16 protein-coding genes are annotated in these 20,909 nt (G+C 74.4%); 5 read left to right on the top strand and 11 right to left on the bottom strand.

What is annotated here, in order from left to right:
• Positions 1–43: 43 nt before the first annotated feature.
• The 4 genes from Q5530_RS25950 to eno all read right to left on the bottom strand — a co-directional run bounded on the left by Q5530_RS25950 (position 44) and on the right by eno (position 4,117).
• Positions 44–1,348 carry a lytic transglycosylase domain-containing protein gene (locus Q5530_RS25950; protein ID WP_415365368.1) on the bottom strand — a complete coding sequence of 435 codons (1,305 nt, stop codon included), beginning with the start codon at positions 1,346–1,348 and terminating at the stop codon, positions 44–46.
• 167 nt (positions 1,349–1,515) lie between these two features.
• Positions 1,516–2,007, bottom strand: a complete 492-nt coding sequence (locus Q5530_RS25945) for a DUF501 domain-containing protein (protein WP_380637431.1) — start codon at positions 2,005–2,007, stop codon at positions 1,516–1,518.
• Entirely contained in the window at positions 2,004–2,369 is a 366-nt protein-coding gene (locus Q5530_RS25940) for an FtsB family cell division protein (RefSeq protein ID WP_380637408.1), read from the bottom strand. Before Q5530_RS25940 ends, Q5530_RS25945 begins: the two co-directional genes overlap by 4 nt.
• Before the next feature lie 461 nt (positions 2,370–2,830).
• Complete coding sequence (gene eno, locus Q5530_RS25935) at positions 2,831–4,117, bottom strand: phosphopyruvate hydratase (protein ID WP_415365367.1); 1,287 nt, start codon at positions 4,115–4,117, stop codon at positions 2,831–2,833.
• Between the two features lie 110 nt (positions 4,118–4,227).
• Here eno and Q5530_RS25930 point away from each other — a divergent pair, with 110 nt between their 5' ends.
• Both Q5530_RS25930 and Q5530_RS25925 read left to right on the top strand, forming a co-directional pair.
• Positions 4,228–4,941 (top strand): alpha/beta fold hydrolase, encoded by a 714-nt coding sequence (locus Q5530_RS25930; RefSeq protein WP_415365366.1) that lies wholly within the window; start codon positions 4,228–4,230, stop codon positions 4,939–4,941.
• A 68-nt stretch (positions 4,942–5,009) separates the two neighbouring features.
• Positions 5,010–5,387 (top strand): tetratricopeptide repeat protein, encoded by a 378-nt coding sequence (locus Q5530_RS25925; RefSeq protein WP_415365365.1) that lies wholly within the window; start codon positions 5,010–5,012, stop codon positions 5,385–5,387.
• 131 nt (positions 5,388–5,518) lie between these two features.
• On the opposite strand, the gene Q5530_RS25920 is transcribed toward Q5530_RS25925, so the two are convergent.
• The gene (locus Q5530_RS25920; RefSeq protein WP_415365364.1) at positions 5,519–6,376 is read right to left on the bottom strand and encodes a lytic transglycosylase domain-containing protein; all 858 of its coding nucleotides are present in this window, start codon (positions 6,374–6,376) and stop codon (positions 5,519–5,521) included.
• Between the two features lie 163 nt (positions 6,377–6,539).
• Between Q5530_RS25920 and Q5530_RS25915 the strand changes: the two genes are divergently transcribed.
• Positions 6,540–7,079 carry a hypothetical protein gene (locus tag Q5530_RS25915; protein ID WP_415365363.1) on the top strand — a complete coding sequence of 180 codons (540 nt, stop codon included), beginning with the start codon at positions 6,540–6,542 and terminating at the stop codon, positions 7,077–7,079.
• Positions 7,080–7,242: 163 nt separating this feature from the next.
• On the opposite strand, the gene Q5530_RS25910 is transcribed toward Q5530_RS25915, so the two are convergent.
• The 4 genes from Q5530_RS25910 to mfd all read right to left on the bottom strand — a co-directional run bounded on the left by Q5530_RS25910 (position 7,243) and on the right by mfd (position 16,211).
• A complete protein-coding gene (locus tag Q5530_RS25910) occupies positions 7,243–10,419 on the bottom strand; it encodes a S41 family peptidase (protein ID WP_415365362.1) in 3,177 nt (1,058 codons plus the stop codon).
• Between the two features lie 350 nt (positions 10,420–10,769).
• Positions 10,770–11,699, bottom strand: a complete 930-nt coding sequence (locus Q5530_RS25905; protein ID WP_415365361.1) for a MazG family protein — start codon at positions 11,697–11,699, stop codon at positions 10,770–10,772.
• On the bottom strand, positions 11,696–12,631 hold the full coding sequence (locus tag Q5530_RS25900) for a SurA N-terminal domain-containing protein (RefSeq protein ID WP_415365360.1): 936 nt from the start codon (positions 12,629–12,631) through the stop codon (positions 11,696–11,698). The genes Q5530_RS25905 and Q5530_RS25900 overlap by 4 nt, the downstream gene beginning before the upstream one ends.
• 13 nt (positions 12,632–12,644) lie before the next feature.
• Complete coding sequence (mfd, locus tag Q5530_RS25895; RefSeq protein WP_415365359.1) at positions 12,645–16,211, bottom strand: transcription-repair coupling factor; 3,567 nt, start codon at positions 16,209–16,211, stop codon at positions 12,645–12,647.
• Between the two features lie 401 nt (positions 16,212–16,612).
• Between mfd and Q5530_RS25890 the strand changes: the two genes are divergently transcribed.
• Positions 16,613–17,728: a PQQ-dependent sugar dehydrogenase gene (locus Q5530_RS25890; RefSeq protein ID WP_415365358.1), complete on the top strand. Its 1,116-nt coding sequence runs from the start codon at positions 16,613–16,615 to the stop codon at positions 17,726–17,728.
• On the opposite strand, the gene Q5530_RS25885 is transcribed toward Q5530_RS25890, so the two are convergent.
• Positions 17,725–18,318 carry a TetR family transcriptional regulator gene (locus Q5530_RS25885; protein WP_380637430.1) on the bottom strand — a complete coding sequence of 198 codons (594 nt, stop codon included), beginning with the start codon at positions 18,316–18,318 and terminating at the stop codon, positions 17,725–17,727. The two genes, Q5530_RS25890 and Q5530_RS25885, sit on opposite strands and share 4 nt — an antisense overlap.
• 117 nt (positions 18,319–18,435) lie before the next feature.
• The gene (locus Q5530_RS25880) at positions 18,436–19,389 is read right to left on the bottom strand and encodes an acyl-CoA desaturase (protein ID WP_415365357.1); all 954 of its coding nucleotides are present in this window, start codon (positions 19,387–19,389) and stop codon (positions 18,436–18,438) included.
• A gap of 195 nt (positions 19,390–19,584) precedes the next feature.
• On the opposite strand from Q5530_RS25880, the gene Q5530_RS25875 reads away from it, so the two are divergent.
• The gene (locus Q5530_RS25875) at positions 19,585–20,682 is read left to right on the top strand and encodes an alpha/beta hydrolase family protein (RefSeq protein WP_415365356.1); all 1,098 of its coding nucleotides are present in this window, start codon (positions 19,585–19,587) and stop codon (positions 20,680–20,682) included.
• Positions 20,683–20,909: the final 227 nt, after the last annotated feature.

The raw sequence follows: 20,909 nt of genomic DNA, 5'->3' as shown, positions 1-20,909 counted from the left end.
TCGGTGGTCGTCCCACCGCCAGCGTAGTCCGCCGTTCAGGGGATCAGGCGGGCCGCATCGAGGAGGTCGTCGACGACGAGCCCACCGACGAACCGGTCGACGAGCTGGACCCGGCCGACGAGCTCGCGCCCGGCGTGGAGGCCGGCCCGGTCGTCGCCGCGGAGCTCTCCGCGGCCGTGGTGGTGGCGGTGGTCGTCGTCGTGGTGGTCGGCGTGGTCGTGGTCGTCGTCGGGCAGTTCGGCGGCACCGGCACGGTCGTCGTGGTCGTCGTCGGGGACGTCGTGGTGGTGCCGGTCGGGGTCGGCGTCCCGGTCGGGCACTGCGGCGCGGTCGTCGTCGTGGTCGTGGTGGTCGTCGTCGGGTTCGACGGGACCAGCGTGATCGTGGTCGGGTTCGTCGACGGCGGGTTCGTGGTGCTCGGCGGGGTGCTCGTCGACGGCGGGTTCGACGAGCCCGGCGGGGTGCCGCCCGGCGAGTCGCTGCCGTCGTCGCCGAAGTCGTCGTCCGAGCCGATCACGTCGGGGGTCGGCGTCACGCCGTTGGCGTACAGGTCGGCCCAGTACAGCACCGTCGCCACGTACGAGTTCGACTGGTTGTAGCGGAACACCGACCGGGCCCGCTGCTGCGGGTCGCCCAGGTCGGCGTCGTGGGCGCACAGGTAGTTGCCCGCGCCGATGGTGGCGTCGTAGACGTTGTTCGGGTTGCGCTCGCCGTCCTCGTTGCCGTCGGCCGCGTAGCCCGCCCAGGTCGAGGGGATGAACTGCATGGGCCCGACCGCGCGGTCCCACGTGGTGTCGGCGTCGAACCGGCCGCCGTCGGTGTCGCGGATCGCCGCGACGCCCGGCGAGCCGTTCAGCACCGGGCCGAGGATGCGCTCGACCGTGTCGCCGTTCTCCGCGACGCGACCGCCCCTGGCGTGGCCGGACTCGATGCGGCCGATGCTCGCCAGCAGCGGCCAGTCCAGGTTGCAGCCGGGCGTGGTCTCGGCCAGCCGGTCGGCCGCCCTCAGGTACGCGTCGAGCATGACGCCGGGGATGCCGTGCTGGCCCTCGCGCAGGAAGCCGCCCTCCAGCGGGGGCAGGTCGTCCTCGAACTCGCCGGGGTCGTCCGCGTCGGCCAGCAGGGACGCGCTCAGCTCGTCGGTCTCCGGCAGCTGGCCGGTGGCGCCCAGCGCGCCCCCGTCCAGGGCGAGCGTGCCGAGCACGTCACCGGGCCCCGGTGGGACGGCCTCGATGTCGGTCCGGCCCGCCAGGTTGACCCAGTCGAGCGGGACGCCGCCGTGCAGCAGCGTGGGGACCAGCATCGCGCCGATCGCGGCGGACGCGAAGCCCCACTGCCGAGGCGTCATCGTGCCCGGCCGGACCCTCGTCCGCTTCCTCGCCCGTCGCTTGGACTTCGGCACAGCCACGAACTCCCCATCGCCTCGTCACCCGGCCCCGCGATCCAGCCTGCCTGATCCGAACGGCGGTGTCACGGTGATGTGCCCGCTTTGTGCGTGGAGAACTGCCCGTAGGGTCAGTTTTTCACCTTTGACGCGCAATCCCCGCCGGGCCACTCGTCCGCCAACAGGTCCAGGGCCTCGTCGCCGAACGGGTTCACGCCCCGGCCGGCGGCCAGCGAGTGCGCCACGTGCACGTGCAGGCACTTGACCCGGCTGGGCATCCCGCCGGCGGTCACGGTGGTGCCCAGGGACTCGATCGCGTCCCGCTCGGCCAGGTACGCCTCGTGCGCCCGGAGGTACCGGCCGGCCAGCTCCTCGTCGACCGCGAGCCGGTCGGTCATCCCCCTCATCACCCCGGCGCCCTCCAGCGTGCTGACCAGGGAGGTCAGCCGGGGGCAGGTCAGGTAGTAGAGGGTCGGGAACGGGGTGCCGTCCTCCAGCCTCGGGTTGGTCCGCACGACCGCCGGGTGCCCGCCGGGGCACCTCGCCGCGATCGCCCTCATGCCGCGCGGGGCGCGCCCCAACTGCGCCGCGACCGCCGCCCGGTCCTCGTCGCTCACCGTCATCGCGCCGCCGCCGAATCCCACAACTGCTCGTACCACGCCTTGTCCTCGGCCGGCTTGGTCGCCGGTCGTTGCTGTTCCAGTTCGCGTTCCGCGTCACCGGGGAGCTGCACCACGTACGGTGTCTCGCCGGGTCGGACGTAGTGCAGCCGGCGCCGGGCCTCGGCCTCCAGGTGCGCCGGGTCGGCCAGCTCCCGCTTGCGCTGCTCCAGCCGCTCGACCTCGGCGCGCAGCGTCTCCTGCGAGGCGCCGACCTCGCGCAGCTCCTCGCGCTGCGCCAGGTACGTGCGCAGCGGCACGGCGATGCTCAGCGCCAGCGCGCACACCACCATGGCCAGCAGCGCGGCGCGGCGGGTGCCGGTCATGCCGAACGCGCCGCCGGTGCCGGCGCCCGCGCCCGCCCTGGTCCGGGCCCTCGACTGGGGCCGCCGCGCCTGCGGGCGGGCCGTCGACCCACCCCCGGCGGCCCTGCCCCTCGGGACCGGCCCCCTCGTGGTCGAACCCTTCGGAGTCGAACCCTTCGGGGCCGAACCCCCGGTGGTTGAACCCGGCGGCACCGAACCCGGCGTCGAACCCCGGGGAGCCGAACCCGGGGGGGCGGGCCCGCCCTTGGGTGGCGTCGACCTGCCCGGCGAGGGCGTCGGTCCGCCCTCGGAGGCCGCCGACCGCCGGGCCGCGCCCCCCGCCCGGTCGGTCCCCTGGCCGGGGGTCGCGCCCCCGGCGGTCCCGCCCCGGTCCGCGCGCTCGGCCGCCCGGCGGTCCCGGGCAGCCCGGGACCCCCGCGCGGCGTCGCGGCCGCGCCGGGGGTCCCGGTCCCGACGTGCCATCAGCCCTCCGGCGTGTACCGCGGGAAGGCCAGGTCGCCGGCGTAGCGCGCGGCGTCGCCCAGTGCCTCCTCGATGCGCAGGAGCTGGTTGTACTTCGCGGTGCGCTCACCGCGGGCGGGGGCGCCGGTCTTGATCTGGCCCGCGCCGACGGCCACCGCGAGGTCGGCGATCGTGGTGTCCTCGGTCTCGCCGGAGCGGTGGGACATCATCGACTTGTAGCCGTAGGAGGTGGCCAGCGCGACCGCGTCCAGCGTCTCCGACAGGGTGCCGATCTGGTTGACCTTCACCAGCAGCGCGTTGGCCGCGCGGCGGGAGATGCCCTCCTCCAGCCGCTCCGGGTTGGTCACGAACAGGTCGTCGCCGACGATCTGCACGCGCTCGCCCAGCTCGGCGGTCATCTGCACCCAGCCGTCCCAGTCGTCCTCGGACAGCGGGTCCTCGATCGACACCATCGGGTAGGCGTTGACCAGCTCGGTGTAATAGCCGGTCATCTGCTCGGCGCTGCGCTTGGTCTTCTCGAACGTGTAAGCGCCGTCCGAGAAGAACTCGGTGGCGGCCACGTCGAGGGCCAGCGCGATGTCGCGGCCGGGGGTGAAGCCGGCCTTCTCGATCGCGACCAGGATCAGGTCCAGCGCGTCGCGGTTGCTCGACAGCGCCGGCGCGAAACCGCCCTCGTCACCCAGACCCGTGCCCAGGCCCTTCGACTTCAGCACCGACTTCAGCGCGTGGTACGTCTCCGCGCCCCAGCGCAGGGCCTCGCGGAAGCTCTCCGCGCCGATCGGCGCGATCATGAACTCCTGGATGTCCACCTCGGTGTCGGCGTGCGCGCCGCCGTTGAGGATGTTGAGCATCGGCACCGGCAGGACGTGGGCGTTCGGGCCGCCGATGTAGCGGAACAGCTCCAGGCCGCTCGACTCCGCGGCCGCCTTCGCCACGGCGAGCGACACGCCCAGGATGGCGTTCGCGCCCAGGCGGGACTTGTCCGGCGTGCCGTCCAGGTCGACCAGCTTCTGGTCCACCACGCGCTGCTCGACGGCCTCGATGCCGACCAGCTCCGGACCGATCTCGTCGAGCACCGCGGCGACCGCGCGCTCCACGCCCTTGCCCAGGTAGCGCTTGGCGTCGCCGTCCCTCAGCTCCACCGCCTCGTGCTCACCGGTCGAAGCCCCCGACGGCACCGCGGCGCGCTCCAGCGTGCCGTCGTCCAGCGCCACCTCTACCTCGACGGTGGGGTTGCCTCGCGAGTCCAGGATCTCGCGGGCGCCGACCTGCTCGATGACCGCCACGTGCGCTCCCTAGTCAGACCATCTTCTGTATCGGTGACGAGCCTAGTTGGTGCAAGGTGTGGGACGGCCCCGGCTCGGGTGTTGGGGCCCGGGTCGGGAGGGGTTCACGCGTGGTTCACGTCTCGCGGGGTGGTGACGGCCCCCTGCTGGTGCTGCTGCACGGGCTGGGTGCGACGGGGTCGGTGTGGCGCGGAGCTGCGCGGACGTGGCCCGGGGCGTGGTTGGCGGTGGACCTGCCGGGGCACGGGCGGTCGGCGCCGCTGGAGCGCTACACGTTCGGCGCGCTGGCGGAGGCGGTGGCGACGGCGGTGCCCGCCGGGCCGGTCGCCGTGCTGGGGCACTCGCTGGGCGGCGTGGTGGCCCTGGAGCTGGCCGGCGGGTCGTCCGGGGTGGACGTGCGCGCCGCGGGCGCGGTGGGCGTGAAGCTCCGGTGGACCGACGACGAGCTGGCCAGGGCGGCGGGGCTGGCGGCGAAGCCGGCGCGGGTGCTCCCCACCCGGGAGGAGGCCGCGGCCTGGGCGGCGAGGCTGGCCGGCGTGCCGCTCCCGGACGGGGTGGTCGAGGCGGACGACGGGTGGCGGGCGGCGCTCGACCCGGCGGCGTTCGGGGTGGGCGCGCCGGACGTGGACGGGCTGCTCGCGGCGGCCCGGTGCCCGGTGGTGCTGGCGGCCGGCGAGGAGGACCCGATGTGCCCGCCGGAGCACCTGCTCGCGGCCGACCCGGGTGGAATCGTGCTGCCGGGGGTGGGTCACAACGCGCACGTGGAGGACCCCGCGTCGATCACGCCGGTGCTGGAGCGGCTCCACCACGCTCTGGTGGCCTGACACGCCGGTCCCGTCATCCGGTCGGCTGTCGTACGCCGGGCGGGTGCGCGGGTAGCGTTGATCGGACCATGACTGACGGCACCTTCGAGGCGTTCCGCCGGGCCGAGGCGCTGCTCGCGGAACGCCGACCGCTGGAGGCGCTGCGCGAGCTCGCCGTCGTGCTCGAAGCGGCGCCGGAGCAGGCGGGCGTGCAGCTGCTCGCCGGGCGTGCCTACCTGGGGTCCGCGCAGCTCAAGCGGGCCGAGGCGGCGTTCCGGAAGGTGGTGGAGCTGGACCCGAGCGACCACTACGCGCGGTTCGCGCTGGGTCGGACGCTCCAGCGGCAGAGCCGGTTGCCGGAGGCGTTGACGCAGCTGCGGATGGCGGCGGCGATGAACCCGTCGCCGGAGTACCAGGAGGCGTTGGGCGAGGTCAGCGCGCGGTTGGCGGTCGAGCGGGACCGCTGAGAGCCGCCGGTCCGGCGTCAGCCGCCGGTGCCGGCCCAGCCCCCAGCCCGGCTCCAGCCCCCAGCCGCCGGTGTCGGCCCGACCCTCGGTCCGGACTCAGCCCCAGCCCCCGGCCCGGCCTCAGCCCGGCCTCAGCCCCCGGTGCTGGCCCGCGCGTAGGCGTCGGCCCCGCTGAAGACCTCCTGGCCGTACTCGGTCGAGTTGTTGTAGTCCAGCACGGCGTCCCACCAGCCGGCGCCCGTGCCCAGGTCACGACCGCCCGAGCAGAGGTAGCGGGCGGCGGCCAGGGCCGCGTCGTCGATGTTCTGCGGGTCGGGCGCGGCGCCGTCGCCGTTCGCGCGGACCGCGTAGCGCGCCCACGTGGTGGGGATGAACTGCATCGGGCCGACCGCGCGGTCCCAGCGCGTGTCGCCGTCCAGGACCCCGCCGTCGCTGTCCGCGATGGCCCGGATGCCCGGTGACCCGTCCAGCGGGATGCCGACGATCGGGCTCGACGGGCGGCCGTCCTCGCCCAGGCGCAGGCCGCCGATGGTGCCGTGGTGCGACTCGATGCGGCCGATGCCGGCCAGCGTCGCCCACGAGATGCGGCACGCCGGGTCCTGGGTCCGCATCGCCAGGTCCGCGACGGCGTAGGCGCGCAGCGCGCGGGCCGGGACGTCGATCTTCTCCGACAGCGCGGCGGCCCACTGGCGCAGCGGCTCCGAGGTCTCGGTCACACCGGGTGAGACCCGGGGTTCACCCGAAGTGGGGACGTCACCACCCGAACCGGGAACACCGGCGCCTGGCTCGACCTCCTGGAACGGCACCGGGAACGGCGGGTCGGCGGCGTTCCTCGACGCGGACCGGTTGAACGTGGCCAGGGCCCAGGCGCCACCGGCCACGAACGCCAGCAGGAGCGCGACCAGCGCCAATCGTCCGACGAGGTTGCCGATGCGGCCGCGCGCCGGCGGGCGCGGCTCCTCGGTTTTCGACGGCGGCGGGAGGACCACGACCCCAGGCTACGTGCTCGTGACGCGTACTCCGGGGTCTCGACCCGAACAACCTCGCGTTCACGAACGGGGGACCTCGATTGGGGGACAGTCCAGGAGGGGTCAGGACCCGCCGGGTTCGGTCGGCGCGGTGGTGCCCGGGTCGGTGGTACCCGGGACCGTCGTGTCCGGATTGGTCAAGTCCGGATCGGTCGTGCCGGGCGCGGTCGGGACCGGGGTGGTGGGTTCGGTCGCGGGCGGCGCGGTCGTCGGCGGGACGGTCGTCGACGCGGTGGTGGGCGCGGTCGTCGGGTCGTCCGGCGAGGTGGGCCGGGGCCTGGTGGGCCACCCGGTCAGCACGGCGGAGGACGGCCGCGGCGACAGCGGTGGCGGCGTCGACCGGGACGGCTCACCCCGCGCCGGCCCGACGGGCACGACGGGCGCCGAGGTGTCGGGCCGGCCGGTCGGCACCTTCCCCCCTTGGAGCCCCCGGCGGTCCGCACCGGCCCGGACCGCGCCCGCCCGCGGCTCCGGTGACCGCGCGGGCGTGGCGGGCAGCGCGGTGGCCCGCGCGCTCACCGGCACCTGCCCGGTGACCCGCACGGCGTCGCCGGCCCCGGTGCGCGCCGGCGGCTCGGGCCGCGCGACCACCAGCACCAGCACGACCAACCCGCCCACCGCGAACAGCGGCGCCAGCACCACCGCCGACAGGTACCCGCGATGACTCTGCGTCAATGAACGATGACTCAACGTAACCAACCCCTGCCCCGATCTGGTGATGTCCATTGATCGGGTTCGGCCCACCGGTCGCAATGACCCCGGTGTCACACGCCTGGGTGGACTCGATCGGGTAAGCCGCCTGACCTGCCCCAACCGGCACGACCGGCTCACCCCAGCGGGGGCAGCTCGGGCGGGGTGGCGGCCGGGCGCGACTCCAGCGCCTCCAGCGCCAGCCGCACCGCCGTGTCCAGCTGCGGATCGCGCCCCGCCACCCGGTCCTGCGGCGTCACCACCACCTCGACGTCCGGGTCCACGCCGTGGTTCTCCACGCCCCACCCCGGCCCGGCGAACCACGTCGCGTACCGGGGCTGGGTCACCAGCGTCCCGTCCACCAGCGTGTACCGCATGTCGATGCCGATCACCCCGCCCCACGTGCGGGTGCCGACCACCGGCCCGATGCCCATCTCCCTGATCGCCACGTTCACGATGTCCCCGTCCGACCCGGCGAACTCGTCCGCGATCGCCACCACCGGCCCGCGCGGCGCGTCGTTCGGGTAGCTGTCGGCGGTGGTGTACCCGCGCGCCACCGACCAGCCGATGACCCGCCGCCCGAGCTTCTCCACGACCAGCTCCGAGGTGTGCCCGCCGCCGTTCTCGCGCACGTCCAGCACCACCGCCTCGCGCGCCAGCTCCACCCGCAGGTCGCGGTGCAGCTGCGCCCAGCCCGCGCCCGTCATGTCCGGCACGTGCAGGTACCCGACCCGCCCGTCGGACAGCTCGTGCGCCCGCGCCCGCCGGTCGGCCACCCACGCGTGGTAGCGCAGCGGCTCCTCGTCGGCCAGCGGCACCACCACCACGCGCCTCGGCCCGCCGCCACCGCCCGGCCGCACGGTCAGCTCCACCGGCTTGCCCGCCGTGCCCACCAGCAGCGGCGCGGGGCCGGTCACCGGGTCGACCTGCCGCCCGTCCACCGCCGTGATCGCGTCCCCCGCGCGCACCGCCACGCCGGGCGCGGCCAGCGGCGACCGCGCCGCCGGGTCCGACGTCTCGCCCGGGATCACCCGCACGACCCGCCACGCGCCCTGCTCGTCCCGCTCCAGGTCCGCGCCCAGCAGGCCCACGGCCCGGCCGCGGGAACTCCCCGAGGGGATGACGTAGGCGTGGGACGTGCCCAGCTCGCCCTGCACCTCCCACAGCAGGTCCACCAGGTCGCCGTAGCTGCCCAGCCGGTCCACCAGCGGACGGTAGCGCTCCAGCACGCCCGCCCAGTCCACGCCGCCCATGTCGGTGCGCCAGAAGTGGTCGCGCATGAGCCGACCTGCCTCGGCGTACGCCTGGCGCCACTCGGCCCCCCGGTCCACCACCACCCGCAGGCGGGACAGGTCGACGTCCACCGAGTCGTTGTCCTCCGCGTCGACCTTGCGGTCGGCGGGCACCACCCGCAGCTCGTCGCCGTCCTGCACGACCACCCGCTGCCGGTCGCCGGTCACCTCGAACGCGTCGACGTCGTCCACCAGCGCTTCCGCCCGGCACCTGGTCAGGTCGAACCGCTCCAGCACGGCGCGCGGCGCGCGGGCGGCGGGGGTGGCCAGGTTGTCGCCCAGCACGCCACGCAGCGGCGAGCGCAGCCACAGCAGGCCGCCCTTGGCGGCGGTGAGGCCGGCGTAGCGGGCGGCCGGCACGGGCACCGCCACCACCCGGTCGGCCAGGCCCTCCAGGTCGACCACGGTGATCGGGTTCTCGTCGTCCTTGTCCTTGTCCTTCTCGGCCGGGTCGTCGCCGACCGGGCGGCCCAGGCGCAGCGGGTCGAACGGCGACGGCGTGGTGGCCGCGAGCGGCACCAGGTGGGGGCGGCAGCCGGTGGGGAAGGACAGGTCGAACACGTGCGCGTCGTACACCGGGTCGAAGCTGCGCACGGACAGGAACGCGAGGTAGCGGCCGTCCTCGGTGAACGTGGGCGAGAAGTCGGAGAACCGCAGCGGGGTGACGTCCACGACGGACAGGTCGGTGGTGTTGGTCATCCGGATGTGCTGGAGCGGGCGCGGGCCGGGGTGCGACCAGGCCAGCCAGTTCGAGTCCGGGGAGAACGCCAGGTCGTCGACGTGCGGGTTCGCGCCCCGGAGGACCTCGCGCACCTCGCCGGACTCGACGTCGACCAGCAGCAGCCTGCCGTCGTGGGTGGCGACCGCGAGCCGCCGGCCGTTCGGCGACACGGCCAGCTCCAGCACGCGGCCGAGCCTGCCGACCGCCACGCGGCGCGGCTCGTCGCCCGGTTCGGCGCCGCCCACCGGGGAGAACTCCAGGCCCTCCTCGCCGTCGGCGTCGGTCACCCACACCACGCCGTCGCCGACCACGCGCGGCAGGCGGGCCCGCACGCCCGGCCGCTCGGCCAGCGCCCGGACCGGGCCGTCCCGGTGCGTCACCCAGTGCACGGTGCCGCGCACCTCGACCACGCTCGCGCGGCCGGTCCGGTCGGGGTGGAAGTCGTCGGGGTGCGGTGCGACGTGGCGGGGGCGGCGGGCGGTGCGCGGGCCGCCGAGGGAGACCTCCAGCCTGCGGGGCGTCGCGCCGTCGAGGTCGTCGAGGAGCCACAGCTCGCCCGCGTGCTGCCAGACGACCCGCGTGCCGTCGGTGGTGGCGACGCGCGCGTAGAACTCCTGCTCGGTGTGGCGGCGCAGGTCCTCGCCCGCCGGGGTCGTGGAGTAGAGGCTGCCGACGCCCTCGTGGTCGGACAGGAACGCGATCCGGTCCCCCACCCACAGCGGCGAGGTCAGCGAGGAGGTCAGTCCGGGCAGGATGCGCGCGAACCCGCCGTCGCCGGTGCGGTCGACCCACAGCTTGCCCGCCGCGCCGCCCCGGTAGCGCTTCCACCAGGCGGGGTCGCGGCCGTAGACGGAGGTGACGACGACCTGGCGGTCCGGGCCGAACGCCACGTCGTCCACCCAGCCGAACGGCAACCGGCGCGGCGGCCCGCCGTCGACGGGCAGGGCGTGGGCCCACTGCCGGTTCGCGGTCGCCTCGCCGGCGGTGGTGACCGCGACGACCTCGCCGTCCCCGGTCCACCCGCGCACCCCGGTGCACCACGAGCCCCAGTAGGTGAGCCGGGTGGCCTCGCCGCCCGCCACGGGCGCCAGGTGGACCTCGGGCGCGCCGTCCCGCCTGCTGGTCCACGCCAGGCGCGTGCCGGTCGGGTCGAAGCGCGGGGAGGACACCGGCACCTGGTCGGCGGTGACCCGCCAGGCCCGGCCGCCGTCGAGCGGCGCCAGCCACACGTCGTCCTCGGCCACGAACGTGACGAGGTCGCCGTGCAGGTGCGGGAAGCGGAGGTAGGCGGGTTCGCTCACCCCCTCGACGTTAGCGCCCCGGTGATCGCCCCCAACCCCACCCTCGCGAGTCGTACGCCCAGACCCCGCGAGTCGTACCTACAGACCCCCCGAGTTACACGTTCAGACCCCGCGAGTCGAACGTTCAGGACCACCGTGTCGAACGCTCAGGACCCCCGAGTTCCACGTTCACGACCCACGGCACGGCCTGAGCAGGTGCGCGAATGTGGAACTCACCCGTCCTGAGCGTTCGACACGGTCGACGTGGGTGTTCGACTCGCGGGCTGAACGTGTGGTTCGGGGGTGTGAACGTGCAACTCGGGGGGGTCTGGACGTACGACACGCGAGGTCTGGACGTACGACTCGCGGGTCTAGGTGGGCCAGTGGGTGCGCCAGGCTTCGGGAGGCAGGGGGGTGGTCAGGCCGGCGGTGCGGGCCGAGAGTTCGGCGGCGCGGACCCGCTGGGCGAAGGCGCGGGCGGCGGCGCGCAGCTCGGTTTCGGGGTCCTCGCCGGCCAGCTTGGCCAGGGCGGCCACCGCGAAGAGGGTGCTGCCGGTGTCGTCGCCGGTCGGGAGCAGGTCGGCGGGGAGGCCGGCGCGGGCGGCGCGCTGGACCAGCTTGGCGGCCAGGGCCACGGCGGGCTGGGTGGTGGCCACGCCGTCGAGGCTGGAGGTGCGCTGCTTCTCGGCCTGCTTCAGCTCCTCCCAGCGCTGCTGCTGGGTGGTCGCGTCGCGCACGGCCGGGTCGCCGTCGCCGGAGAACACGTGCGGGTGCCTGCCGACGAGCTTGGCGACCAGGTCGGCGGCCACCTCGTCGATGCCGAACGGGGCGGACGGGTCCTCGGCGGCGATGCGGGCGTGGAAGAGGACCTGGAGCAGCACGTCGCCCAGCTCCTCGCGCAGGGCCGCGCGGTCGCCGTCCTCGATCGCCTCCAGCAGCTCGTAGGTCTCCTCGACCAGGTACTGCCGCAGCGACTCGTGGTCCTGCTCCGCGTCCCACGGGCAGCCGCCCGGCGAGCGCAGCCGGTCCATCACGGCCGCCGCGTCCAGCAGCGGCGCGCCGGGGGTGCGGATCACCGGCGAACCGGCGGCCACCAGCGCGCGGGCCGCGGGCTCGGCCGGGTCGGTGGTCAGCAGCACCACGTCGGGGGCGGGGGTGAAGGCGGCGACCGGCGGTACCGGCTCGGCGCCCCAGACCCCCGGGTCCACGCCCTCCCCCGCGTACACCGCCGCCGCGCCGCGCACGGCGGGCAGCGCGGCGGCGGGCAGCACGGGGGCCTCCCCGACGAGGACGACCGTCACGAGTCGGTCTGGCGGGCCGCCGCCTGGAAACCGGACAGCTCGCCCTCCGAGGGCGCCAGGGAGATCGCGGTCGGGTCCCACACGCCGTAACGCGGGTTGACCTCGACCTCCGGGTTGCCCGCGAGCGTCTGCACCAGCCGCAGGCCGATCTGCTCCAGCAGCTGCGGCGTGAGCTGCTCGGTGGACGACTCGCCGGAGACCCGCACGTCGGTCTTGCGGTCGGTGACGTACGCGACGATCCACTGGGCGCTGCCCGGGTCCGGCGGGAACGCCACCACGGTGCCCGGCTCGACGCCGAACAGCGGCGACTGCACCGACTGCGGCGACTCGGCCGACCGCACCACCTGGCCGAGCCGGCCCAGGGACTGGCCCTGCTGGCTGCGCGGCGCGGCCTCGACGAACCCGGCCATCCGCCCCGGGTCCGCCGCGACCTGCTTGGCCTTCTCGACCGCGTCGGCGTTGTCCTCGGCGAAGAAGTAGTCGAACGTGACCTCCATCCGGTCCACGTACCGGCGCGCCAGCTCCACCAGCAGCAGCTGGTCGCGGGCGCGCTCACGGAAGGTGGCCGCGTCGTACACGGTGTTCTGCGAGGCCAGGTCCGCGCCGCCCGCCTGCTCGACGGACTCGGTCACGTCCTCCTCGGACACCGTGATGCCCTCGCGCCGCGCGGCCAGGTCGACGAGCTGGTGCTGCACGCCGAGCGTGACCAGCTGCCGGGAGACCTGGTCGAGCTTGCGCTGGTCGTGCAGCTTCCGGGCCTCGGGCTCCTTCTGGAGCACGACGTCCAGCCGCTGCTGCACGGTGTTCAGCGGCAGCGCGGTGTCGCCGACGATGGCGGCCGCGCCGACCTGGCTGGGACCGCTGCCGCAGCCCGCCACGAGCAGTGCGACGGCCGCGCCGATCAGGGTGAAGCGCCTCTGCACAGTCCTCACGACCGGTACCTTCTCACGACCGCGATGAAGCCCCCGTGACGGGGCTCACCGCCAGGGACCGCAGGAACTGGGCGCACCAGTCCAGCAGCTCCTGGTCGCGCAACTGGGGCGCGCCCATCCGGCCGCCTGCCGCTCCCTCCGTCGGCCTAGGCACGCTGACCGAGGAGGTCGCCTGCTTGTGCACCGCCTTGGGGTGCAGCCGCCGCAGCCGCACCAGCTGGCTGTCCTTCAGGTCCAGCGGCGTGAACCGGATGTTCTGGCCCATCAGCACCACCTCGGTCACGCCGTGCTCGCGGCACCCCTGCCGGAACCGCGCCACCGCCAGCAGCCGCTCCACGGGCAGCGGCGGCGTGCCGTAGCGGTCCTTCAGCTCGTCCCACACGGCCTGGAGCGCCGCCTCGTCGACCGCCGCCGCGATCTTGCGGTACGCCTCCAGCCGCAGCCGCTCGCCCGGCACGTAGTCGTGCGGGATGTGCGCGTCGACCGGCAGGTCCACCCGGACCTCGGCCGGCTCCTCCTCGCCGTCCGCGCCCGCACCCGCGTGCCGCCGGAACGCCTCCACGGCCTCGCCCACCAGCCGCACGTACAGGTCGAAGCCGACGCCCGCGATGTGCCCGGACTGCTCGGCGCCCAGGATGTTGCCCGCGCCGCGGATCTCCAGGTCCTTCATGGCCACGGCCATGCCCGCGCCCAGCTCGGTGTTCTGCGCGATGGTGGCCAGCCGGTCGTGCGCGGTCTCGGTGAGCGGCGACTCCGGCGGGTACAGGAAGTAGGCGTAGCCGCGTTCCCGGCCGCGCCCGACGCGCCCGCGCAGCTGGTGCAGCTGCGAGAGGCCGAGCAGGTCGCCGCGCTCCACGAGCAGCGTGTTGGCGTTGGAGATGTCCAGGCCGGTCTCCACGATCGTGGTGCACACGAGCACGTCGTACTCGTTCTCCCAGAAGCCCTGGATGATCTTCTCCAGCTTGTCCTCGTTCATCTGGCCGTGCGCGGTGATCACGCGGGCCTCGGGGACCAGCTCGCGGATGCGGCGGGCGGCCTTCTCGATCGTCGACACGCGGTTGTGCACGTAGAACACCTGGCCGTCGCGCAGCAGCTCGCGGCGGATGGCCGCGCCGACCTGCTTGTCGTCGTACGGGCCGACGTAGGTCAGGATCGGGTGCCGCTCCTCGGGCGGGGTGAGGATGGTGGACATCTCGCGGATGCCCGCCAGCGACATCTCCAGCGTGCGCGGGATGGGGGTCGCGGACATAGTCAGCACGTCCACGTGCGTGCGCAGCGCCTTGATGTGCTCCTTGTGCTCGACGCCGAACCGCTGCTCCTCGTCCACGATGACCAGGCCCAGGTCCTTGTAGCGCAGGCCCTTCTGGAGCAGCCGGTGCGTGCCGATGACCACGTCCACCTCGCCGTCGGCCAGGCCCGCCACGGTCTGCTCGGCCTCGGCCGCGTCGGTGAACCGGGACAGGCCCCGGACGTTCACCGGGAACGCGCGCATCCGCTCGGTGAAGGTGTTCAGGTGCTGCTGGGCCAGCAGCGTGGTCGGCACGAGCACCACGACCTGCTTGCCGTCCTGCACCGCCTTGAACGCCGCCCGCACCCCGATCTCGGTCTTGCCGTAGCCGACGTCGCCGCAGATCACCCGGTCCATCGGGACGCCGCTCTCCATGTCGGCCTTGACCTCGTCGATCGCGGCCATCTGGTCGACGGTCTCGGTGAACGGGAACGCGTCCTCCAGCTCCCGCTGCCACGGCGTGTCGGCGCCGAACGCGTGGCCGGGCGCGGACTGGCGGGCGGCGTAGAGCTGCACCAGCTCGGCGGCGATCTGCTTGACCGCCTTCTTCGCCTTGGCCTTGGTGTTCTTCCAGTCGCTGCCGCCGAGCCGGTTGAGCGTGGGCAGCTCGCCGCCGACGTAGCGGGACACCTCGTCGAGCTGGTCGGTGGGCACGAACAGCCGGTCGCCGGGCTGGCCGCGCTTGGACGAGGCGTACTCCAGCACCAGGTACTCGCGGGTGGCCCCGGCCACGGTCCGCTGCACCATCTCCACGTACTTGCCGATGCCGTGCTGCTCGTGCACGACGAAGTCGCCGGGCTTGAGCGCCAGCGGGTCCACCGCGTTGCGGCGGCGCGAGGGCATCCGGCGCATGTCCTTGGTGGACGTGCCGTGCCGCCCGCCGGTCAGGTCGGTCTCGGTGAGCACGACCAGGGCCAGCTCGGGCAGTGCGAACCCGTCCTCCAGCGCGCCCCGGACCACGGTGACCTCGCCCGGTCGGGGCGCCGCGGTGAGGGCGTCGGCGCAGGTGGCGGCCACCTCGGCGTCGCGCAGCTGCTCGGTGGCGCGGTGGGCGGTGCCCGCGCCGGGCACGACCAGCACGGCCGTGCCGCCGGCCGCGGTGTGCGCGCGCAGGTCGGCGAAGGCGCGGTCCACGTCGCCCTGGTACGCCTCGACGTGCTCGAGCTCCATCCGCAGGACGTCCGAGCCCTCGGTGGTGAGTTGGCTGAGGGTCCACCACGGCCGGCCGGCGGCGCGCGCGGCCTCGCCGACCTCGGCCAGGCCGCGGTAGGCCGACGCGCCCAGGTCGATGGGCGCCTTGCCGCCGCCCGCCGCGGCCATCCACGACGCCTCCAGGAACTCCTGGCCGGTGCGCACCAGGTCGTGGGCACGGGCGCGGATCTTCTCGGGGTCGTTGAGCACCACGTGCGTGCCCTCGGGCGCCACGTCGGTGAGCAGCTGGAGCGCGCCCTCGCACAGGGCCGGGATGAGGGCCTCCATGCCCTCCGACGGGATGCCGTTGGCCAGCTTCTCCAGCATCTCGTGCAGCTGGGCGTCGGCCTCGTGCTCGGCGGCGAGCGCGGCGGCCCGCGCCCGGATCTGCTCGGTGAGCAGCAGCTCCCGGCACGGCGGCGCGGTGAACGCCCGCACCTCCTCCGGCAGCGAGCGCTGGTCGGCGACGGAGAACGGGCGGATCTCGCTGACCTCGTCGCCCCAGAACTCCACCCGCAGCGGGTGCTCGGCGGTCGGCGGGAACACGTCCAGGATGCCGCCGCGCACGGCGAACTCGCCGCGCTTCTCGACCATGTCCACGCGGGTGTAGGCGAGGCCGGTCAGGTCGACGAGCAGCTGCTCGAAGTCGTGCTCGGAGCCGACCTCCAGGTCGACGGGCCGCAGCTCGCCCAGGCCCGGCGCCATCGGCTGGATCAGGCTGCGGACCGTGGTGACCACGACCCGCAGCGGGTTGTCGCCGGGGTGGGCGAGCCGGCGCAGCACCTGGAGGCGGGCGCCGACGGTGTCCGCGCGCGGGGACAGGCGCTCGTGCGGCAGCGTCTCCCAGGACGGGAACAGCGCCACCTGCTCGGGCCCGATCAGGTCGCACAGGACGGCCCGCAGCTCGTCGGCCTCGCGGCCGGTGGCGGTCACCGCCAGCACGGGGGTGCTGCCCGCCAGGGCCGCGGCGACCAGCGGCCGGGCCGCCGGTGGTCCCTCCAGCTCCAGTTCGGGCACGCCGACGGAGTCGACGAGGGCGCGCAGCGCCTTGTCGGGCAGGACGGCGGTCAACAGGCCGGACAGCGGACCGGGCTGGGGCATCGTGAGCAGCTCCCGGGGGCGATGCGGACAGACCCCTGCCCGGGACCTGGAGGAAGCCGCCGCGGGAGGGGTTCTCTGGACACCAGCCTACGGGCACGCCCGACGGGCCGCGCGCGGATTAGCGGGGACGGGAGCGGGGCGGGAGGCAGGGCTGGGGTGGGCGCACCACCGCCCACCAGGGCTGTTCGCGCGCGGGGGCGGAGCGCCCGGTCGACGCCCCGGCAGGATCACCCGATCGTGGTCGGTCGGGAGGAGCCGCCAGGGGGCGCGGAGGGGAGCCGCCGGGGCGCGGGGGGAACCGTCGGGGAACCGCGGGGCCGGAAAGCCGCGAAAGTCCGGAAGCAGCCCGGGGAAGGCCCCGCAGACGGCGAGCACACGGCCGACCCGTCATGCTGGGCGACATGCGCCGAGTCGTCGGGTTTGCCGCTGTCGTGGTGTTGGCCGGGTGCACGTCGCAGGAGGCCGGCGGCAGCGCCCCCTCCGCCGCCGCGCCCGCCGGTCTCGAGGTCGAGGTCGTGGCGTCCGGCCTGTCCCACCCGTGGGACGTCGGCTTCCTGCCCGACGGGCGGATGCTCGTCCCCCAGCGGCCCGGCCGGATCGCCCTGGTCGACGACGGCGCGGTGACCGACGTCGAGGCCGACCTCGGCGACGTGGCCGCCCGGGGCGAGGGCGGGCTGATGAGCCTGGTCGTGCACCCCGACTTCGACACCTCGAAGAGGTTCACCACCTGCTTCAACACCGACTCGGACGTGCGGCTGGTGACCTGGGTCCTCGACGGGACCAGGGCCACCAGGGTGAAGGACCCGCTGCTCGCCGGCCTGCCGAGCAGCTCCGGCGGGCGGCACTCGGGCTGCCGGATGGCGCTGGACGACGAGGGCCGCCTGCTCGTGGGCACCGGCGACACCGCGCGGGGCGAGGTCCCGCAGGACCTGGGCAGCCTCGGCGGCAAGGTGCTGCGGATCGACCTGGAGACCGGCGAGGGCGCGCCCGGCAACCCGTTCGGCGACCGGATCTACACCTACGGCCACCGCAACATCCAGGGCGTGGCCGTGCGCGAGGACGGCCTGGTCCTCACCGCCGAGCACGGCCCGAGCACCGACGACGAGGTCAACGTGCTCCAGCCGGGCGGCAACTACGGCTGGGACCCGTCCCGCGGCGGCACGACCGGCGGCTACGACGAGAGCGTGCCGATGACCGACCTGGAGCGCTTCCCGGACGCGGTGCCCGCGGCGTGGTCGTCGGGGCAGCCGACCGAGGCGATCTGCGACGCCGCCTTCCTGCGCGGCGCGCAGTGGGGCGACCTGGACGGCGTGCTGGCGGTGACCGCGCTCAAGGGCGAGAAGGTGCTGCTGTTCACCATCACCCAGGAGGGCGGGGTGCACTCGGTGGCGATCCCGCCGGAGCTGGAGGGCACCCACGGCCGGCTGCGCGGCGCCGAGTCGGGACCGGACGGCGCGCTGTACGTGACCACGTCCAACGGCGAGGACGACGAGGTCCTGCGGATCACCAACGGCTAGCGGTGGCGCAGCCGGGGCTTGTGGTCCATGTGCGACAGGCCGTTCCAGGCCAGGTTGACCAGGTGCGCGGCCACCTCGTCCTTCTTCGGCCGGCGCGCCTCCAGCCACCACTGGCCGGTCAGCGCCACCATGCCGACGAGGGCCTGGCTGTAGAGCGGGGCGAGCTTGCGGTCGTAGCCCTGCCGGGAGAAGTGCAGGCCCAGTATCGACTCGACCTGCGAGGCGATGTCGTTGAGCAGCGACGAGAAGGTGCCGCTGGAGGAGGCGACGGGTGAGTCGCGCACCAGGATGCGGAACCCGTCCGTGGAGCCCTCGATGTAGTCGAGCAGCGCGCACGCGGCCTGTTCGAGCAGTTCGCGCGGGTGCCCGCCGGACAGGGCGTTGACGATGTGGTCCATCAGGGACTGCATCTCGCGGTCCACGACGACCGCGTAGATGCCCTCCTTGCCGCCGAAGTGCTCGTAGACCACGGGCTTGGACACGCCCGCCCGGTGGGCGATCTCCTCGATGGAGGTGACCTCGAAGCCCTTCTCGGCGAAGAGGGCGCGCGCCACGTCGAGCAGTTGTTCCCGCCGCTCCTTGCCGGTCATCCGCACCCGGGGGACCGGTGTGTCGTCGCCGCGCCTTCTCCCGACCATTCAGACCACACTAAACACCCGCCCCTCGCGCCGGGCGCGAGGGGCGGGTGCGGTAAAGGGGCGTTGAGCTCACTTCTTGGCGGTGATCCGCGCCAGGCGCTGCTCGGTGGGCCAGCGCACGTCCGTCGCCCAGCCGAACTTCTCGAACAGCCAGATCGCCCGCGCGGAGATGTCGAGCTGACCGCGCTTGACGCCGTGCCGCGCGCAGGTCGGGTCGGCGTGGTGCAGGTTGTGCCAGGACTCGCCGAAGCTCAGGATCGCCAGCGCCCACACGTTGGCGGAGCGGTCGCGGGCGGCGAAGGGGCGGTCGCCCACCATGTGGCAGATCGAGTTGACCGACCAGGTGACGTGGTGCAGGAACGCGACGCGCACGAAGCCGGCCCAGAAGAACGCGCTCAGCGCGCCGCTCCAGGACATGGTGATCAGGCCGCCGAGCAGGGCGGGGGCGAGCAGGCTGATCGTGGTCCACAGCGGGAACAGCCGGTCGATCCGGACCAGGTCCTTGTCGGCCAGCAGGTCGGGCGCGAAGCGGGCGGCGTTGGTCTGGTCGCGGTTGAACAGCCAGCCCGTGTGCGCGTGCCAGAAGCCCTTGGCCAGCGCCACCGGGCCGGTGCCGAACAGCCACGGCGAGTGCGGGTCGCCCTCGCGGTCGGAGAACGCGTGGTGGCGGCGGTGGTCGGCGACCCAGACGATCACCGGGCCCTGGAGCGCCATGCCGCCCGCGATCGCCAGCGCGATCTTCAGCGGGCGGTTGGCCTTGAACGAGCCGTGCGTGAAGTAGCGGTGGTAGCCCACCGTCACCCCCATGCCGGCGAGGTAGTAGAAGACGACGAACAGCGCCACGTCCACCCAGCCCAGGCCCCACCCCCAGGCGAGCGGGACCGCGGCGAGCAGGGCCAGGAACGGCACGATGACGAACACGTACACGCTGAACTGCTCGACGTGACCGCGTCGTCCGCTGATCAGCGGCTTGGGCCCGCGGTCGGATCCGTCTTGCGGCCTGCTGTCCAGGGTGCTGGTCATACATCTACCTCTTGGGTTCGGGGCTACCTACGGGACCGTAACTTACGCAAGCGTAGGTTGGGTGACCCGATCCCGCCACACCCTGGCGGAAAGTCACGGCGTGTTCTCGGAAGCCGGGCGTGTCGGGCGCGTCGCGGGCATCATGCGGTGGTGGGTTCACCGAACGGTCGGGCACGACGTCGCACCAGGCTCCTCGTGATCACGGTGGTGGTGGTGTCGGTGCTGCTCAGCGCTGGTGCGCTGGGTGGCGGCTGGTACTACAGCGGCGAGCTGCTCGACCCCGCGAACGCGCGCCCCGGCTACCGCGACGAGGTCGTCTCGTCGACCGCCGGAACGGTGGTGTTGCGCGAGTCGAGGGTCACAGCGCTCCCCGGCACCTGGGGCCTCGTCTGGCCGGGCGGCAGCGCGGAGGTCGGCGCGGTCGTGGAGCGCGCCGGGGGCGGGGTGGTGCGCGAGCTGCGGGGCGCGGCGCCGCCCGACGGCACGCGGGTGCGGCTGGAGACGGCCGTGTGGCCCACCGACCCGCGGACCGCGCGCGGCCTGGACTACGCGGAGGTGCCGATCCGGACCGAGCTGGGGGACGCGCCCGCGTGGCTGGTGCCCGCGACCTCGTCCACCTGGGTCGTGGCGGTGCACGGCCGGGGCGGGTCGCGGGCGGAGGTGCTGCGGGTCGCGCCCACCCTGCACGCCCTGGGGCTGCCCGTGCTGGCCGTGACCTACCGCAACGACGAGGGCGCGCCGCGCTCCCCCGACGGGCTGTACCACCTGGGCGACACCGAGTGGCGCGACGTGGAGGCGGCGGTGCGGTACGCGCTGGAGCACGGGGCCCGCGAGGTCGTGCTCTACGGGTGGTCCATGGGCGGCGCGGTCGTCGGGCAGTTCCTGGGCCGGTCCGCCGAGGCGGGCGCGGTGGCCGCCGTGGTCCTGGACGCGCCGGTGGTGAGCTGGACCAGGACGCTGGAGCTCCAGTCGCGCCGGCGGGGCGTGCCGGAGGCGTTCGTGCCGGTCGCGGAGCTGGTCTCGGACTGGCGGGCCGACCTGGACTTCGACCGCTTCGACCTGGCCGAGCACCCGCCCGCGCACCGGCCGCCGACGCTGCTGGTCCACGGCGGCGCGGACGGCACCGTGCCGGCGGGCGCGTCGCGGGACCTGGCGGCCGCCGCGCCGGGCCTGGACTGGCCGGTGCGCTACGTCGAGGTGCCCGGGGCCGAGCACACCGCGGCGTGGAACGCGGATCCCGCCGCCTACGAGCGGGTGGTGGCGGGATTCCTGCGCGCGGAAGTCGTCCGCTGACCCGATCAGGCGATGGTTCGGCCACCCGGAGAGGCGATGTCCACGCCTGTTCACCGGGGACCAGAAGTGCATATGCACTGTCGCCACGACCCCAACTTTGACCCCCTGACCAGGCAGAACACGGTTAGTCATGATCGGGTTACCCAGGGCGTGCCGCCACTTGAGTGGTGCTGCTGACCTCCGAGGGGGACTCGTGACAACATGTCTTCGCGCGGTCGGGGCCAGCC

It is taken from the genome of Saccharothrix sp. BKS2 (assembly GCF_047689505.1).
Classification (GTDB): Bacteria; Actinomycetota; Actinomycetes; order Mycobacteriales; family Pseudonocardiaceae; genus Actinosynnema; species Actinosynnema lopnurensis.
The sequence above is the reverse complement of the archived record's forward strand: the minus strand, read 5'-3'. Positions and strand labels throughout refer to the sequence as shown.

What these genes read in the sequence shown, in the direction of transcription:
- Q5530_RS25885 (WP_380637430.1), bottom strand. Translation starts at nt 18,318, where the DNA reads ATGACCGGCAAGGAGCGGCGGGAACAACTGCTCGACGTGGCGCGCGCC.
- Q5530_RS25950 (WP_415365368.1), bottom strand. Translation starts at nt 1,348, where the DNA reads ATGACGCCTCGGCAGTGGGGCTTCGCGTCCGCCGCGATCGGCGCGATG.
- Q5530_RS25945 (WP_380637431.1), bottom strand. Translation starts at nt 2,007, where the DNA reads ATGACGGTGAGCGACGAGGACCGGGCGGCGGTCGCGGCGCAGTTGGGG.
- Q5530_RS25880 (WP_415365357.1), bottom strand. Translation starts at nt 19,389, where the DNA reads ATGACCAGCACCCTGGACAGCAGGCCGCAAGACGGATCCGACCGCGGG.
- Q5530_RS25940 (WP_380637408.1), bottom strand. Translation starts at nt 2,369, where the DNA reads ATGACCGGCACCCGCCGCGCCGCGCTGCTGGCCATGGTGGTGTGCGCG.
- mfd (WP_415365359.1), bottom strand. Translation starts at nt 16,211, where the DNA reads ATGCCCCAGCCCGGTCCGCTGTCCGGCCTGTTGACCGCCGTCCTGCCC.
- Q5530_RS25925 (WP_415365365.1), top strand. Translation starts at nt 5,010, where the DNA reads ATGACTGACGGCACCTTCGAGGCGTTCCGCCGGGCCGAGGCGCTGCTC.
- Q5530_RS25890 (WP_415365358.1), top strand. Translation starts at nt 16,613, where the DNA reads ATGCGCCGAGTCGTCGGGTTTGCCGCTGTCGTGGTGTTGGCCGGGTGC.